Here is a 14,153-nt window from a genome sequence, read left to right on the forward strand (position 1 = left end):
ATGCCTGCCCGTAGAGTTAAAACCAAACAGTTCGGTTCGGCCCATTCGGGGTGGAACCGGCACGCACTGAGGAAGTGAACTCATGCAGCACCGCAATCTGGGCTCTCAGGGCCTGCGCGTCTCGGCGCTCGGTCTTGGCGTCATGGGCATGTCCATGGCCTACGGCACCTCGAACGACGACGAGGGCACCGCGACCATCCGCCGCGCCCACGAACTCGGGATCAACCTCTTCGACACCGCCGAGCTGTACGGCGCCGGCGCCGGCAGCAACGAGATCCTGCTGGGCAAAGCGGTCCGGGACTTCCGCGACGAGGTGGTCCTGGCCACCAAATTCGGCTTCGACATGACCTCCCAGCCGCTCGGTTCCGGCTTCAACAGCCGCCCCGAGAACATCCGCAAGGTCGCCGAAAACAGCCTGCGCTACCTGCAGACCAACCACATCGACCTCTTTTACCAGCACATCTCCGACCCCAACGTCCCCGCCGAGGAAGTCGCGGGCGTAGTCGGTGAACTGATCACCGAGGGCAAGGTCAGGTACTTCGGCCTGAGCAACGTCGGCCCCCAGTACATCCGCCGCGCCCACGCCGTCACCCCGGTCTCCGCCCTCCAATACGAGTACTCCCTCTTCGAGCGCGAGGTAGAGGAGAAGATCCTCCCCGTCCTGCGGGAGCTCGGCATCGGCCTGGTCCCCTACTCCCCGCTCGGCCGAGGCTTCCTGACGGGCGCGGTCAAGCCCGCGACCGAATACCCCGCGGACGACATGCGCAGCTGGGACGAGCGCTGGCAGGGCGAGAACTACGCCTACAACCTCCGCGCCACCGAACAGCTCACGGAACTCGCCGCAGCCAAGGGCATCACCACCGCCCAACTCGCGCTGGCCTGGCTCCTCGCCCAGGGCCAGGACGTCGTGCCCATCCCCGGCACCCGCAGCGCCAAGCGTCTTGAGGAGAACGCCGCCGCCGACGGCGTCCAGCTCACCAGCGCCGACCTGGCCCGCATCACCGAGATCCTCCCCCACGGATCGGCGGGCAGCCGCTACCCGGCCGCATCACTGTCCAGCTTCACCACCGACTGACCACGCCGACACCACGACGCCTTCCCACGGTCATTTGGTCAGGAGCCGGTGGCAGATGAGCGTGGCGGCTATGCCGACGAAGCCGAGGAAGCGCTCGGGCTTGCGTTCGTAGCGGCGGTGCAGCGGCGGCATCCGGCAAGCCAGGAAACCGTACGTTCAACGACCCATCGATGGCGGCCGGGGAGTGTAAATCTAACGGCGGATCCGACGATCATGGGGGAGACGTCAAGTGACTGACACCGCCGTGGAGTTGGGGACCGTGGAGCCTGTCGAGAGTGCCCAGTCGGGACTGCCTGCGCCCGTGTCCGACGAGCAGCTGGTCGCGATGCTGGTGGAGCGGGCCCGGTCGGAGGGGCTGCAGCTGACCGGGCAGGGCGGGCTGCTGCAGCAGCTGACCAAGCGGGTCTTGGAGTCTGCCCTGGAAGGTGAGATCACCGATCACCTCGGCTACGAGAAGCACGAAGCTGCTGGCCGGGGCAGCGGCAACTCCCGCAACGGAGGCCGGGCCAAGACCGTGCTGACCGACGTCGGGCCAGTCGAGGTCAAGGTGCCGCGTGACACCTCGGGCACGTTCGAGCCGCAGATCGTCAAGAAGCGGCAGCGACGCCTGACCGGCGTCGACGAGATGGTGTTGTCGCTGTCGGCGAAGGGGCTCACGCACGGCGAGATCTCGGCTCATCTGGCCGAGGTTTACGGCGCCGAGGTGTCCAAGCAGACCATCTCCACCATCACCGACAAGGTCATGGAAGGCATGGCCGAATGGCAGAACCGTCCCCTCGACCGCGTCTATCCGGTCCTGTTCGTGGACGCCGTCAACGTCAAGATCAGGGACGGGCAGGTCGCGAACCGCCCCATCTACGTGGTGATGGCGGTGACCGTGGACGGCACTCGCGACATCCTCGGCATCTGGGCCGGCGACGGCGGCGAGGGCGCGAAGTACTGGCTGCACGTGTTCACCGAGCTGAAGAACCGCGGCCTGGACGACGTGCTCATGCTGGTCTGCGACGGGCTCAAGGGCCTTCCCGAAGCCGTGGAGGCCATCTGGCCTCGCACGATTGTCCAGACGTGTGTGGTTCACCTGCTGCGGAATTCGTTCCGTTACGCCGCCCGGCAGGACTGGGACAAGGTCGCCAAGGCCCTCAAGCCCGTCTACACCGCACCCAGCGAGGATGCGGCGACGGAGCGGTTCCTCGAGTTCCAGGAGGCGTGGGGCCAGAAGTATCCGGCGATCGTGAAACTGTGGGAGAACGCCTGGGCCGAGTTCGTGCCCTTCCTCTCCTTCGATGTCGAGATACGCAAGGTCATCTGCAGCACGAACGCGATCGAGAGCGTCAACGCCCGCATCCGCAAGGCCGTCCGCGCCCGCGGACACTTCCCCAACGAGGCCGCCGCCCTCAAGTGCATCTACATGGCGCTGATGAGCCTGGACCCCACGGGCAAGGGCCGCAAGCGGTGGACCATGCGCTGGAAGGCACCCCTGAACGCGTTCCAGATCGCCTTCGAGGGCCGCCTCACGCCGAGCAACAACTGACCACTCAACAACCAAGATCAGCCGTTAAATTGACACACCCGGTCCAGAAGGACGACGTTCGGAGCCAGGGCAAGACGCACCGAACCGGGTGCCTCAGCGACCATGTGCGCCGTTGTATCAAACGCATCATTGTTGCGTCCATGCGGGGCGGTGTTGGCCACCTGCGCAAGGGGACTCCGGGCATTCCCGCGTCAGGGGATCTGATCAGCAGCAACGGCCGATGCGAAGGTGTACGAACTGTTGCAGCTGATGCAATTCATCCTGTTTCTGATGATGCACCAGGCGACCACCCGGACCCGTACGAGCCGAAGCACCGTGTGAGGCTCGCCGAACTGACGCCCGGCGGCAGGCGCAAGGCCGCGAAGGGCAAGGCCCGCACGGCCGGCGAGCTGATGACCCGGCCGCCCGTCACCGTGCACGCCGACGACACCATCGTCCAGGCCGCCCGCGCCATGGCCCAGCGGCACGTGGAACGGCTGCCCGTCCTCGACGAGGAGGACCGGCTCGTCGGGATCGTCGCCCGTCGCGACCTCCTCCAGGTCTTCCTGCGGCCCGACCAGGAGATCCGCGACGAGGTGATCGAAGAAGTCCTGGTGCACACGCTGTGGCTGGCGCCGCGCAGCGTCGAGGTCTCCGTGGCGGAGGGCGTCGTCACGCTCGCCGGACACCTGGAACGCAAGAGCGAGACCGAGATCGCCGTGTCCATGACCCGCCGGATCGACGGCGTGGTCGACGTGGTCGGCAACCTCACCTACCGACTGGACGACGCACACCTGCGTACCGAGGAAGAGGCACAGGCGATGCACGGCGTGGCCGACGACTGGCTGCGCCGACTGTGAGAGGAGGCCGACCACCATGAGCGACACCGTGTTGGTCACGTACGGAACGACGAACGGATCCACGGCGGGGATCGCCGAGGCCGTCGCCGACGTCCTGCGCAAGGGCGGACTGACCGTCGAGACTCTTCCGGCCAGGTCCGTGACGAGCCTGGCGCGCTACGACGCCGTCGTGGTCGGCGGCGGGCTCTACGCGGGGCGCTGGCACAAGGACGCGCGGCGGTTCGTCCGTCGGCACCGCGCCGCCCTGGCGGAGCGTCCGACGTGGTTCTTCAGCAGCGGACCGCTCGACGCCTCGGCCTCCGAGCGGGACATCCCGCCGGTGCGCGGCGTGCAACGGGCCATGGCCCGCCTCGACGTCCGGGAGCACATCACGTTCGGAGGGCGTCTGGAGGCAGGCGCCAAAGGGTGGGTGGCCGGGATGATCCTCCGCTCCGGGAAAGGCGGCGACTTCCGGGACTTCGGCGCGATCGAGGCATGGGCGGAAGGCATCGCCGACGCACTGACGCACGCACAGGAGGGATAGGAGGGATAGGAGGGATAGGAGTCGTCCGGCCCGTCCAAGTCGTGCGGTGGGCGCGCACGCGCCATATGCTGCCCTGGTCCGGTTCGGGCCACCCCGTCCGCTTGTGCGGGACTCGCTTGTGCGGGACTGCGGAGGACCCGGCTCAACGGTCGGTGAGCAGCCCGGCGTCGTGGGCGAGGACGGCGGCCTGTACGCGGTTGGCGCAGCCGGTGCGGGTGAGGATCCGGCTGATGTGCGCCTTGACCGTGCCGGCGCTCAGATACAGCTGATCGGCGATCTCGGCGTTGGACAGGCCTGTGCCGAGCAGCCGCAGGACATCCCGTTCGGCCGGGGTCAGCTCGTCGGTCCTGCGCAGAGCGGCCTCGGTGTCCAGGCCGGACCGTACGTGCCGTTCCAGCAGCTGCCGGGTGATCCTGGGCGCCAGGACCGGTTCACCCCTCGCGGCGAGTTGCACGGCGCGGATCAGCTCGGCGGGGCCGGTGTCCTTGAGGAGGAATCCGCTCGCCCCGGCCCGCAGGGCGCGCGTCACGCTCGCTCCCTCGCCGAATGCCGTCAGCATCACGACACAGGTGCGGGGCGAGAGACGGGCGATGTCCTCGGCGGCCGCGATTCCGTCCCGGGTCGGCATCCGGATGTCGAGGAGGGCGACGTCGACGTCCTGGGCGCGGCATGCCGCGGCGGCCTCCCGACCGTCGCCCGCCTCGGCGACGACCTCGATGTCCTCGGCGTTCTCCAGGATCAGCCGGATTCCCGCACGCATCAGCGCCTCGTCGTCGGCGATCAGGACTCGGATCATCAGCTCATCTTAGGGCTGCCGTCGTCAGCAGTACGACGAGGAAGCCCACCGTCGGCAGGACCACGAGCAGCGCCACGCAGCCCGATCCCAGGACTCGGGGCCAGGTCAGGATCTCGTCCGAGAGCGGGGCATGGGCCCCTTCCTGCCCGAAGCCGCCGAAGGAGCCGCCGGAGGGAAGGCGGGCCGTGCCCGGCGGGGCTTCGGTGAAGGCCCCTTCCAGCGCGGCGAATTGAAGGGGCTTCCCGTGGGTGGGCAGCCAAGCCGCCATGCGGAAACCGCCGTTCGGCAAGGCGCCCGCTTCGAACGCGCCGCCGAGCAACGAGATCCGTTCCTGGCAGCCGGCCAGCCCGCTGCGGCTTCCCCCTGGGGAGTGGCCCGCCGCGCGCGGCGCCTCGTTGGTGACGGACACCTCGATCCCCTTGCCGGTGCCTTTCACCTCCACCTTGGTGGGCGCGCCGGATGCGTGTTTCAGCACGTTCGTCAGCCCTTCGCGGACCACCCGGTGGATCGCCTGACGCGTACGGAGGTCCACCTCGGCCGGGTCGGGAACGGACCAGTCCAGCTCGACGGTGCTTCCTGTCTGCCGGGATTCCGTCACCAGAGCGGTGACGTCCTCACGCGTTCCCCTCTCGTCCCCGGTCCTGTCCGTCAGGTCCGTGACGTCCTCGTGCCGCAGGACCCCGAGGATTTCGCGCAGTTCCCCCATGGCCGTACCGGCGGTCGTGCGCAGCAGCTCGGCCTGTCCGGCGAGGGCGGGCGCCTGTCGCCCGGCGGCGAGTTCAAGCGCCCCGGCGTGCACGGAGATCAGGCTCAGCCGGTGGCCCAGGAGATCGTGCATCTCTCCGGCGATCCGGGTCCGTTCCTCCGTTCGTGCGGCCGCGGCGGTCAGCGTGCGGGTCTGTTCCAGATAGGCGTTGCGTTCCCGCAGCAGGCTGACCAGGGGCCGCCGCCGCCCCAGCAGGGTCCCTGCCAGGGCGGGGAGCAGCACAAGCAGCACGGCGGAGACCGCGTTGCCGGCCAGTTCCAAGAGCAGGGCTTCGGAGTGCACCAGGGCAGAGACGACGGTCAGGACACCGACGGCGGCGCAGGCCACCCCGGCGGTCTGCCACGCACGCCGTGGCGGTGCGATACGACGGGTGGCGGACAGCACGACCAGCGGCGCCACCGCCAGCGTCCATACGTTGGCACCCACGAGCAGCAGGGAGGCGCACACAACGGCGGCGACCGGCCGACCGCGCCGAGCGGGGACGACCAGCGCCGCCCACACCCCTTCCAGCACCGCCGACGCCAACCGTTCCGGGGGCGCAGGCAGCAGCGGCAGCAGGCAGAAGGCTGCCGTCAGGGTACAGAGCAGCGCCTCGACGACGACCGTACGGCGCTCGGCGGCACGCACCGCCGCCCAGCTGTCGGCCGCCTCGCGGCGCACCCGCCGAGGCACACCGGTCAGCGTGCGTCCCAGCCGTACGGACGGGCGCAACGACTGTGTGTCTTCGGGCACCTGACTCATGATCACCCCTGTCCCGCCACTGTGGATCTCCCGGGCGGAACGGTAGCTGCCGCGGCGGCGGTCGTCGCACGGCGGGCGCCGGGGGTCATGCGCCCAGCCGGAGGCTCAGCTCTGCCCGCAACGCGGCCACGTCCACGTGGTCGGCGGCCAGCAGCCGTACGACCACACCACCGGCCCCGGCGTCCGCATCCGTCGCCGTCGCCGTCGCCGTCGCCGTCGCGCCGAGCAGCGCGGACAGCAGGTGGACCGTACCGACCGTGGGCGAACCGTGCTCGGCGGCGGCCAGCCGCGCGGCCGCCACGGTCCGGTCGGCGGCGGCGGACAGCCGCACACGGTCGCCGTCGGGAACAGCGGCGGACGGGGTCACCGAAGCCGAAGAGACCAGGGAAACCTGCCGTACGCCGTGCCGGCGCAGCAGAGCCGCAGCAGCGTTGGCCTCCGACAGACTCCCGGGAAGCGAGCGCCCGGCAACGGACAGCGCACGGTCCAGGGCCAGTATCCCCAGCAGGAGATCCACCGGCTCCGCCGCCGCCCGCCCGCACCGCACTGCTTGCCGCACGGCCTCGACGTTCACCGCGAACAGAACCGGTGAGCCGTTCACGGCGGCCCCGGAGGTCCACGAAGTCAGTGCGCGGGTCATGCGGTTACCGCTTTTGCCCAGCGTTCCGGCCCGGCGAAGAAGGGTGACGCCGCGGGACTCCGGTCCCTCGGTCTCCTCCGGGGCGCTCGCGTCCAGTCCGTGGAGCGCGGTTGCCGCGGCGGCCGGATCCAGCCTCTGCAGCAGCAGGGCTTCCCGTGCCCTGCTGTCCGGCAGGTCCAGCAGGGCACGGGCCACATGCCGGCAGCGCACCTCTGTCGTCCCCTCTGTGCGGGCCGACCTGAGCGCGAGCAGCAGGCACGCGCGCATCGCCCCGGTCATCCCCGGCAGCACCGGGCCGCTCTCCGAAGCCGATCCGCGCGAACCGAGGCCGAAACGCCACCGTGCCTCGCGCCAGGCCGCATCGACCTCCACCCCATCGGCTTCCGCGCCGGCCGCGAGCGGCGCACGGTGCACCTCGTCGTCGCTCGCCCAACCGCGGCCCGCGCGGCCGGAGATCACGCCGCTGAGCGCACCGGCCTTCCGCATCCCCGGGGCGATCGCCGCACCGGCGTCCGTGTCCCCCACCACGAGCGCGCCCAGCAGGGTGTCCGTCCCCACGGCCGGCAACTCGCTCCTGACCGCACGGCGCAGCGTCTGCACGAGCAGGTCCATGACGTCCGGCTCGAACTCCGTGGTCGCTCCGACCACGGCCGCAGCGTCAACGTGTGCTCCGGTCGTCCCTCGCTGATCCATCGAACATTCCCCTCGAAGCGCGGTGGCCTGGTTCGAACGACGCTAGACGCGCCCCCCGCGACACCGCGTCGGCCGACCGGCCACACTCCCGGTCCGATCGGCACACCGGCTACGGAACATCAGCGACCCGGCGCACCCCGTCGTACGACGACCGTCCGCTTCCTGCGTCGCCGACTCCACCCCGCAGTCAGCTCGTTGACCGCCGCTGACGCACCCGCATCTCTCCGTTCCGTCACCACAAGGGCAGGCCCAGCCCTTCATGGCGACCAGCACCACACTCGAGCCCAACACCGGGACACTGCTGCAAACGGAGACAGTGACACCCGGCCCTTGCTGACGCGAGCAGCCCACCGGCCGACCATGGACCGCTGCTCCTGCGCCGCCCTTGCCTGCTCGCGCTCGCTCGGACGAGGAGGGGAGGCAGTCGTCAGGACGGAGCGTCAGCTCCGAGGGCCTGTGGACGGCGGTGACGTAGGCGGCGGATTCGTGGTCGAGTGCCGACGGGTCGAAGTCGAGTGCCGGAGGAATGACGTCGGCGACCCGCCTGAGGTCCGCCTCCTCCAGCCCGATCCGGAAATCGGCACCGAGCGGCTCGACGACCGACTTGGACGACCTCTTAGGCCGGCTGATCCGTGCGAACGTCTTGGAGGCGTAGAACTGCGCTGGCGACGCTGGTGAAGTCCACTGGAAGCCACGCCCTAACCTCGCCGTTTCGCTTGGGTGCGGCGGCTGTTGAGGCGGGAATACGAAAGTGCCTTCCTGACCTGGGACGGTGAACCTTGCTGAGGGGTTCTGTCGGTCCAGGCGGAGGGCACTTTCTACGTGCAGGCTATCGGGTTGCGTCCCAAGGGCCAGGTCATTGCCGATGGTTCGGGGGTGGTCGGTCATGCCGGGGCACGGCTGCTGGCAGATCTGGCCGATGCCACGGGGCTGACCGCCGCGTACTGCGCCGCGCTCAGGCCGCTTCGGCCACGCGGGACCGGACATGATCCTATTGATGACACCGCCCTCGCCTCGCTGGCCGAGGAATCCGTACCTACTTCTCGGTCGGATATGCCATCACCGAGCCGGTCCGCCGCGCCATTCGGGTCATGCCCGACCGACTCTGGCACCCCGCCCTGAACCAGGACGGAATGCTGCGTGACGGCGCCGAGGTCGCCGAACTGACCGGCATGATCGAGCTGGACGGCTATCCGGCCGACACCCGCATCATCGTGCGCCGCGAGCGGCCGCACCCCGGAGCCCAGCTGTCCCTGTTCGACCAGGACGAGGGCCTGCGTCATCAGGTGTTCCTCACCGACACCCCCTACTCTGGTGGCGGCTCCGCCCAGTTCCTGGAGGTCCGTCACCGCGGGCACGCATGCGTCGAGGACCACATCCGGTGCGGCAAGACCACCGGCTTCGTCCGCTTTCCCTCCCGCGACTTCAACGTCAACGCCGCCTGGCTCGAACTCAGCCTCACGGCGATCGACCTGCTGGCCTGGACGCGCGTCCTGCTGCTGGACGGCGAACTCGCGGCTGCCGAGCCGAAGAAGCTCCGCTACCGGCTGCTGCACGTCGCCGCACGCCTCACCCGCGGCGGCCGCCGTCTGCGCTTGCGGATCCCGGCGACCTAGCCCTGGAGAAACGAGCTGGTCAACGCCTTCCACCGCCTTGCCGCGCTGCCCCGCCCGGCCGACTGGCCGGCAATATCACCTGACCGCCCACGACCCGAAGGAACCTGGAGAACCCGACCACCGCGCCGGGACTCCACCATGCCCGAGCACCGAGATCGCGTCGCCCACGGTGCGAGGAGTCCCACGACGCCGTCGGTGCGGCGCATGAGGTACTCGGACATGGTGCCGACCGTGAGCAGGCCCGGCTCTGCCTTCAGCAGACGCAGGCTGTCCTCCAGGCCGACCAGGTGGTCGTGGAAGGCGGCGATCTGGTCGGGGGTGGTGTAGCGGAAGCCGTCGAGTTCGACCAGGTCGAAGCGGCGTTCGGTCTGCGTGGCCTCCAGCCCGTGGAAGCGCGCGTGCGGGATGGTGGCATCACCCACTGGCGAGTCGTGACATCCCAGTGTCTTGCCGCAGGAGTCCGGAGCCGAGGATGTCGACGCCGACCAGGATCAGCGTGACGTTCATGCTCATCAGGGCGCGGATCAGTCCAGGGTGTCCTGGTCGTCGGCCCGATGCATGCGCAGGCCCGTCACCGAAGCCACCAGCAGCCTCCCTGCCGTTCCCGACGAACAGAAGGGCCCATGCCTCCCTCAACGGCACCGAAACCATGCCTGAACAGCGGAAACTCAACGCTGACGACCGGAAGGACAACGGCTTCTGAAGGTCGGCTCGGCCATACATCTGCCGCTGAGGCATGATCTTGTTGTCGTGGCCTCGACGGTGCCGGAGCTGAGGCTGGGCCAGGCGACGACGGCGTCGGGGCCCCGGCCGAGGCCAGCCACGAAGCCGTGCAAGCCAGGCACGTCGTTGGCCTGTGCACGCCCTGACCCTCAGCTCCACCCGACTACTGAGTCATCGCGCCGACGCAGGTGAACGGTGAGCAACTCCGCAGTGTGCGTGCCGACGCCGAAGACCGCCGCGGCCCCCAAATCCTCGATCGTGTCCACATCGAGCCGGGCACTGGGAGCGTGCTGCAGCCGCAACTCCACTGCCCCTGAGTCCAGATGGCGTTGCCGGGACGATCCCTCGAATGCAGGTCGCAAGCGATGTCCGCGTCCAGCGGTCAGCACTGTCGTGCCCCTGTCCGTATGGTCGGGGACGAACGCACGCGAGTGGTTTTGTGCCGCTCGCAGCACTCTGTCCAGATCTGCCGCGCGAAGACACGGTAGATCGGCTGTGACGACGGCCACGGCGGAGCTGGCGAGTGTTCGCCGGGCGCTCGTGACGCCACGCACGATCGCGTGGTTGAGCCCTCCGCCGGGCGAGTCGTGCACCACCGCCGCATTTCTGTTCGCCGCGTCGGCTGCCGCATCCGCGTCGCTGGTCACGACAATGACGCGTGACACCGAGAGCGCGCTCAACACCGCGTCAAGCGTGTCCAGGAAGAAAGCGCGCGCCAGACGCTCCCGGTGTACCGTCGCAGGGCCGAGACGAGACTTCCCGATCGAAAACGGCTTGACCGGGACGACCGCCGTCCACGTTTCCCCTCTCACCGCTTCCCCTCCTCCAGCACCGGCAGCAGCTCCGGCAGGCGACCGTCCGACACCCGCGCCGCCTGCTGCCGCTCCTGGGACACCTCGCCGTACAGCGTCGTCCGGGGCCGGGACGGACGGCCCGCCGCCTCCGCCACCGCGATCAGGTCCCGCACCGACTTGTACGAGCCGTACGACGAGCCTGCCATCCGGGAGATGGTCTCCTCCATCAGCGTCCCGCCGAGGTCGTTGGCGCCCGAGCGCAGCATCTCCGCCGCGCCCTCGGTGCCCAGCTTCACCCAGCTCGTCTGGATGTTGGGGATGTACGGATGCAGCAGGAGGCGGGCCATCGCCGTCACCGCCCTGTTGTCCCGCATCGAGGGGCCAGGGCGCGAGATGCCCGCCAGGTACACCGGCGCGTTCGTGTGGATGAACGGCAGCGTCACGAACTCCGTGAAGCCGCCCGTCCGCTGCTGCATCCCGGCCAGCGTCCTGAAGTGGCCGAGCCAGTGCCGGGGCTGGTCGACATGGCCATACATCATCGTCGAGGAGGAGCGGAGGCCCACCTCGTGGGCCGTCTCGATGACCTCGATCCAGGTCGCCGTGGGCAGCTTGCCCTTGGTGAGGACCCAGCGGACCTCGTCGTCGAGGATTTCCGCCGCCGTGCCGGGGATCGAGTCCAGGCCCGCCTCCTTCGCCGCCGTCAGCCACTCGCGGACGGACAGGCCGGTGCGGGTCGCGCCGTTGACCACCTCCATCGGGGAGAAGGCGTGGACGTGCATCCCGGGGACGCGTTCCTTGACCGCCTTCGCGGTGTCGAAGTAGGCCGTGCCGGGTAGGTCAGGGTGGATGCCACCCTGCATACAGACCTCGACCGCGCCAACGTCCCACGCCTGCTGGGCGCGGTCGGCGACCTGGTCCAGGGAGAGGGTGTAGGCGTCCGCGTCCGTCCTGCGCTGGGCGAACGCGCAGAAGCGGCAGCCGGTGTAACAGACGTTGGTGAAGTTGATGTTGCGGGTGACGATGTACGTGACGTCGTCGCCGACCGCCGACTTGCGGACGTCGTCGGCCACACCGCGCAGGGCGTCCAGCGCGGCGCCGTCCGCGTGCAGCAGCGCCAGCGCCTCCGCGTCGGTCAGCTTCGTCGGGTCGTCGGCGGCCACCCGCAGCGCGTCCCGTACGTCCGTGTCGATGCGTTCCGGGAGCATGCCGGGTGCCGCCGCCTCGCGCAGGGCGCCCCAGTCGCCGTAGACCTCGTCGAAGTCGTCGCGGCGGTCGGCCTTACGGCCGGTTGTGTCGATGGTGGTGTGCAGGTCGGTGCGGCCGGATGCGACGAAGACCTCCTCGGGCTCCTGCCAGGGGTGGCCCTCGACCACGGCGTCGGGGAGCGCGAGCCCCGTCTCGGGGTCGGCGAGCGCGGCCACGTGCGGACGCAGCCGCGGGTCCAGCCAGGGCTCGCCGCGCCGGACGAACTCCGGGTACACGCAGAGGCGTTCGCGCAGCTCGAAGCCGGCCGCCGCGGACTTCGCGGTGAGGTCCTCGATCTGCGGCCAGGGGCGCTCGGGGTTGACGTGGTCGATGGTGAGCGGGGAGACCCCGCCCCAGTCGTCGATCCCGGCGCCGATCAGCCGCTCGTACTCGCTGTCGACGAGGTTCGGCGGGGCCTGGATACAGCCCGACGGGCCCATGAGGAGCCGGGCGACGGCCACCGTGGCGACCAGCTCGTCCAGCTCCGCGTCCGGCATGCCGCGCATCGCGGTGTCCGGCTTGGCGCGGAAGTTCTGGATGATCAGTTCCTGGACGCCGTGATAGGCGCGGGAGACCTTGCGGAGGGCGAAGAGGGAGTCGGCCCGCTCCTCGTACGTCTCCCCGATCCCGATGAGCACGCCGGACGTGAAGGGGACGGAGGAACGACCCGCGTCCTCAAGGACCCGCAGCCGGACCGCCGGCTCCTTGTCGGGCGAGCCGTGGTGCGGGCCGCCCGGCTCCGACCACAGCCTCGTCGCGGTCGTCTCCAGCATCATGCCCATAGAGGGGGCCACCGGCTTGAGCCGCTGGAAGTCCGTCCACGACATCACGCCCGGGTTGAGGTGCGGCAGCAGCCCCGTCTCCTCCAGGATCCGGATCGAGATGGCCCGGACGTACGCGATGGTGTCGTCGTACCCGTGCGCGTCGAGCCACTCCCGGGCCTCCGGCCACCGGTCCTCCGGCTTGTCGCCAAGCGTGATCAGCGCTTCCTTGCAGCCGAGCGCGGCCCCCTTGCGTGCCACGTCCAGCAACTCGTCCGGCGACATGAACATCCCGTGCCCGGCCCGGCGCAGCTTGCCGGGGACCGTGACGAACGTGCAGTAGTGGCACTTGTCCCGGCACAGCCGGGTGAGCGGGATGAATACGCTCTTGGAGTAGGTGATGACGCCGGGGCGGCCGGCCTCGGCGAGACCGGCGTCGCGGACACGGGCGGCCGACGCGGCCAGGTCGGTCAGGGCCTCGCCGCGGGCCTGGAGCAGGACGGCCGCCTCGGTGACATCGAGGGCGACGCCGTCCCGGGCGCGTTTGAGAGCGCGACGCATGGAGTTCTCGGTGAGGCCGGTTGCCCAGGTCATGGAAATCTTTCTCTCTCGATCGTGTCTCACCCGCCCTACCCTCCTTTGATGACGGAGGCAGGCATCTCCGACATTCGGTACGCAGCTAGCCAGACGCCACTACACGTCGGTCACACGCAGGCCCGCGTGGGCCTTGTAACGCCGGTTGACGGAGATGAGGTTGGCCACGAGCGACTCGACCTGGTGGGCGTTGCGCAGCCGTCCGGAGTAGACGCCGCGCATGCCGGGGACGCGGGCGGCGAGGGCCTGGACGACGTCGGTGGCCGCGCGCTCGTCGCCAAGCACCATCACGTCGGTGTCGATGGCCTCGACCCCCTGGTCCTGGAGCAACACGGCGGACAGGTGGTGGAAGGCTGCCGTGACCCGTGAGTCGGGAAGCAGCGCGGCGGCCTGCTCGGCCGCGCTGCCCTCGGCGGGCTTGAGGGAGTAGGCGCCCTCCTTGTCGAAGCCGAGCGGGTTGACGCAGTCCACGACGATCTTCCCGGCGAGTTCGGTCCGCAGCGCCTCCAGGGTGGCCGCGTGGCCGTCCCAGGGCACGGCGACGATCACGACGTCGCTGTCCCGTGCAGTGGCCTGGTTGTCGGCGCCCCAGATGCCCAGTCCCAGCTCGGCGGCGGCCGTCTCGGCCCGGTCTGCGGTCCGGGAACCGATCACGACCTGCTGTCCGGCCTTAGCCAGCCGGTAGGCCAGGCCCTTGCCCTGGGGGCCGGTGCCGCCAAGGATGCCGACCACGAGTGCGGAGACGTCGGGAAGGTCGTGCGGGCCGGGCTTGGGGGCGGTTGTGCTCATGGTGCTCCTGTCTCGAAAACGTATGGT

The 14,153-nt window shown here is 69.7% G+C and carries 10 protein-coding genes and 3 pseudogenes; 5 read left to right on the forward strand and 8 right to left on the reverse strand.

The genetic code is table 11. From position 1 onward, the window contains the following. The first annotated feature begins 82 nt into the window (after positions 1–82). The gene (locus tag OG562_RS44755; protein WP_266408552.1) at positions 83–1,075 is read left to right on the forward strand and encodes an aldo/keto reductase; all 993 of its coding nucleotides are present in this window, start codon (positions 83–85) and stop codon (positions 1,073–1,075) included. 30 nt (positions 1,076–1,105) lie between these two features. Here OG562_RS44755 and OG562_RS44760 read toward each other — a convergent pair. Continuing rightward, positions 1,106–1,254 (reverse strand): annotated as a pseudogene (locus OG562_RS44760) (IS5/IS1182 family transposase); the annotation flags it as partial. 146 nt (positions 1,255–1,400) lie between these two features. On the opposite strand from OG562_RS44760, the gene OG562_RS44765 reads away from it, so the two are divergent. The 3 genes and pseudogenes from OG562_RS44765 (at position 1,401) to OG562_RS44775 (ending at position 3,968) form a co-directional block, all read left to right on the forward strand. After that, positions 1,401–2,606, forward strand: coding sequence for an IS256 family transposase (locus tag OG562_RS44765; protein WP_266409232.1), 1,206 nt, complete (start codon positions 1,401–1,403; stop codon positions 2,604–2,606). A 290-nt stretch (positions 2,607–2,896) separates the two neighbouring features. Beyond that, a pseudogene (locus tag OG562_RS44770) lies at positions 2,897–3,445 on the forward strand (CBS domain-containing protein); the annotation flags it as partial. A gap of 16 nt (positions 3,446–3,461) precedes the next feature. Beyond that, positions 3,462–3,968: a flavodoxin domain-containing protein gene (locus OG562_RS44775; RefSeq protein ID WP_266408555.1), complete on the forward strand. Its 507-nt coding sequence runs from the start codon at positions 3,462–3,464 to the stop codon at positions 3,966–3,968. Between the two features lie 142 nt (positions 3,969–4,110). On the opposite strand, the gene OG562_RS44780 is transcribed toward OG562_RS44775, so the two are convergent. From OG562_RS44780 to OG562_RS44790, 3 genes are all read right to left on the reverse strand, one after another. Further along, positions 4,111–4,764 (reverse strand): response regulator transcription factor, encoded by a 654-nt coding sequence (locus tag OG562_RS44780; protein WP_266408558.1) that lies wholly within the window; start codon positions 4,762–4,764, stop codon positions 4,111–4,113. 4 nt (positions 4,765–4,768) lie between these two features. Beyond that, a complete protein-coding gene (locus OG562_RS44785; RefSeq protein ID WP_266408559.1) occupies positions 4,769–6,262 on the reverse strand; it encodes a histidine kinase in 1,494 nt (497 codons plus the stop codon). A gap of 94 nt (positions 6,263–6,356) precedes the next feature. Then, entirely contained in the window at positions 6,357–7,559 is a 1,203-nt protein-coding gene (locus OG562_RS44790; protein ID WP_266408560.1) for a Clp protease N-terminal domain-containing protein, read from the reverse strand. 837 nt (positions 7,560–8,396) lie between these two features. On the opposite strand from OG562_RS44790, the pseudogene OG562_RS44795 reads away from it, so the two are divergent. Then, positions 8,397–9,217, forward strand: a pseudogene (locus OG562_RS44795) (transposase); the annotation flags it as partial. On the opposite strand, the gene OG562_RS44800 reads toward OG562_RS44795, so the two are convergent. The 4 genes from OG562_RS44800 to npdG form a co-directional block, all read right to left on the reverse strand. Then, positions 9,217–9,642: a hypothetical protein gene (locus OG562_RS44800; protein WP_266408562.1), complete on the reverse strand. Its 426-nt coding sequence runs from the start codon at positions 9,640–9,642 to the stop codon at positions 9,217–9,219. The pseudogene OG562_RS44795 and the gene OG562_RS44800 sit on opposite strands and share 1 nt — an antisense overlap. A 450-nt stretch (positions 9,643–10,092) precedes the next feature. Beyond that, positions 10,093–10,755: a 2-phospho-L-lactate guanylyltransferase gene (cofC, locus tag OG562_RS44805; RefSeq protein WP_266408565.1), complete on the reverse strand. Its 663-nt coding sequence runs from the start codon at positions 10,753–10,755 to the stop codon at positions 10,093–10,095. After that, a complete protein-coding gene (locus OG562_RS44810) occupies positions 10,752–13,337 on the reverse strand; it encodes a bifunctional FO biosynthesis protein CofGH (protein WP_266408567.1) in 2,586 nt (861 codons plus the stop codon). The genes cofC and OG562_RS44810 overlap by 4 nt, the downstream gene beginning before the upstream one ends. Before the next feature lie 99 nt (positions 13,338–13,436). After that, on the reverse strand, positions 13,437–14,126 hold the full coding sequence (gene npdG, locus OG562_RS44815; RefSeq protein WP_266408570.1) for an NADPH-dependent F420 reductase: 690 nt from the start codon (positions 14,124–14,126) through the stop codon (positions 13,437–13,439). Positions 14,127–14,153: the final 27 nt, after the last annotated feature.

It is taken from the genome of Streptomyces sp. NBC_01275 (genome assembly GCF_026340655.1).
Lineage (GTDB): Bacteria > Actinomycetota > Actinomycetes > Streptomycetales > Streptomycetaceae > Streptomyces.

Bases quoted from the DNA above. Each gene is read 5' to 3' on its own strand.
- OG562_RS44780 (WP_266408558.1), bottom strand. From the start codon at position 4,764: ATGATCCGAGTCCTGATCGCCGACGACGAGGCGCTGATGCGTGCGGGA.
- OG562_RS44765 (WP_266409232.1), top strand. From the start codon at position 1,401: ATGCTGGTGGAGCGGGCCCGGTCGGAGGGGCTGCAGCTGACCGGGCAG.
- OG562_RS44810 (WP_266408567.1), bottom strand. From the start codon at position 13,337: ATGACCTGGGCAACCGGCCTCACCGAGAACTCCATGCGTCGCGCTCTC.
- OG562_RS44775 (WP_266408555.1), top strand. From the start codon at position 3,462: ATGAGCGACACCGTGTTGGTCACGTACGGAACGACGAACGGATCCACG.
- npdG (WP_266408570.1), bottom strand. From the start codon at position 14,126: ATGAGCACAACCGCCCCCAAGCCCGGCCCGCACGACCTTCCCGACGTC.
- OG562_RS44755 (WP_266408552.1), top strand. From the start codon at position 83: ATGCAGCACCGCAATCTGGGCTCTCAGGGCCTGCGCGTCTCGGCGCTC.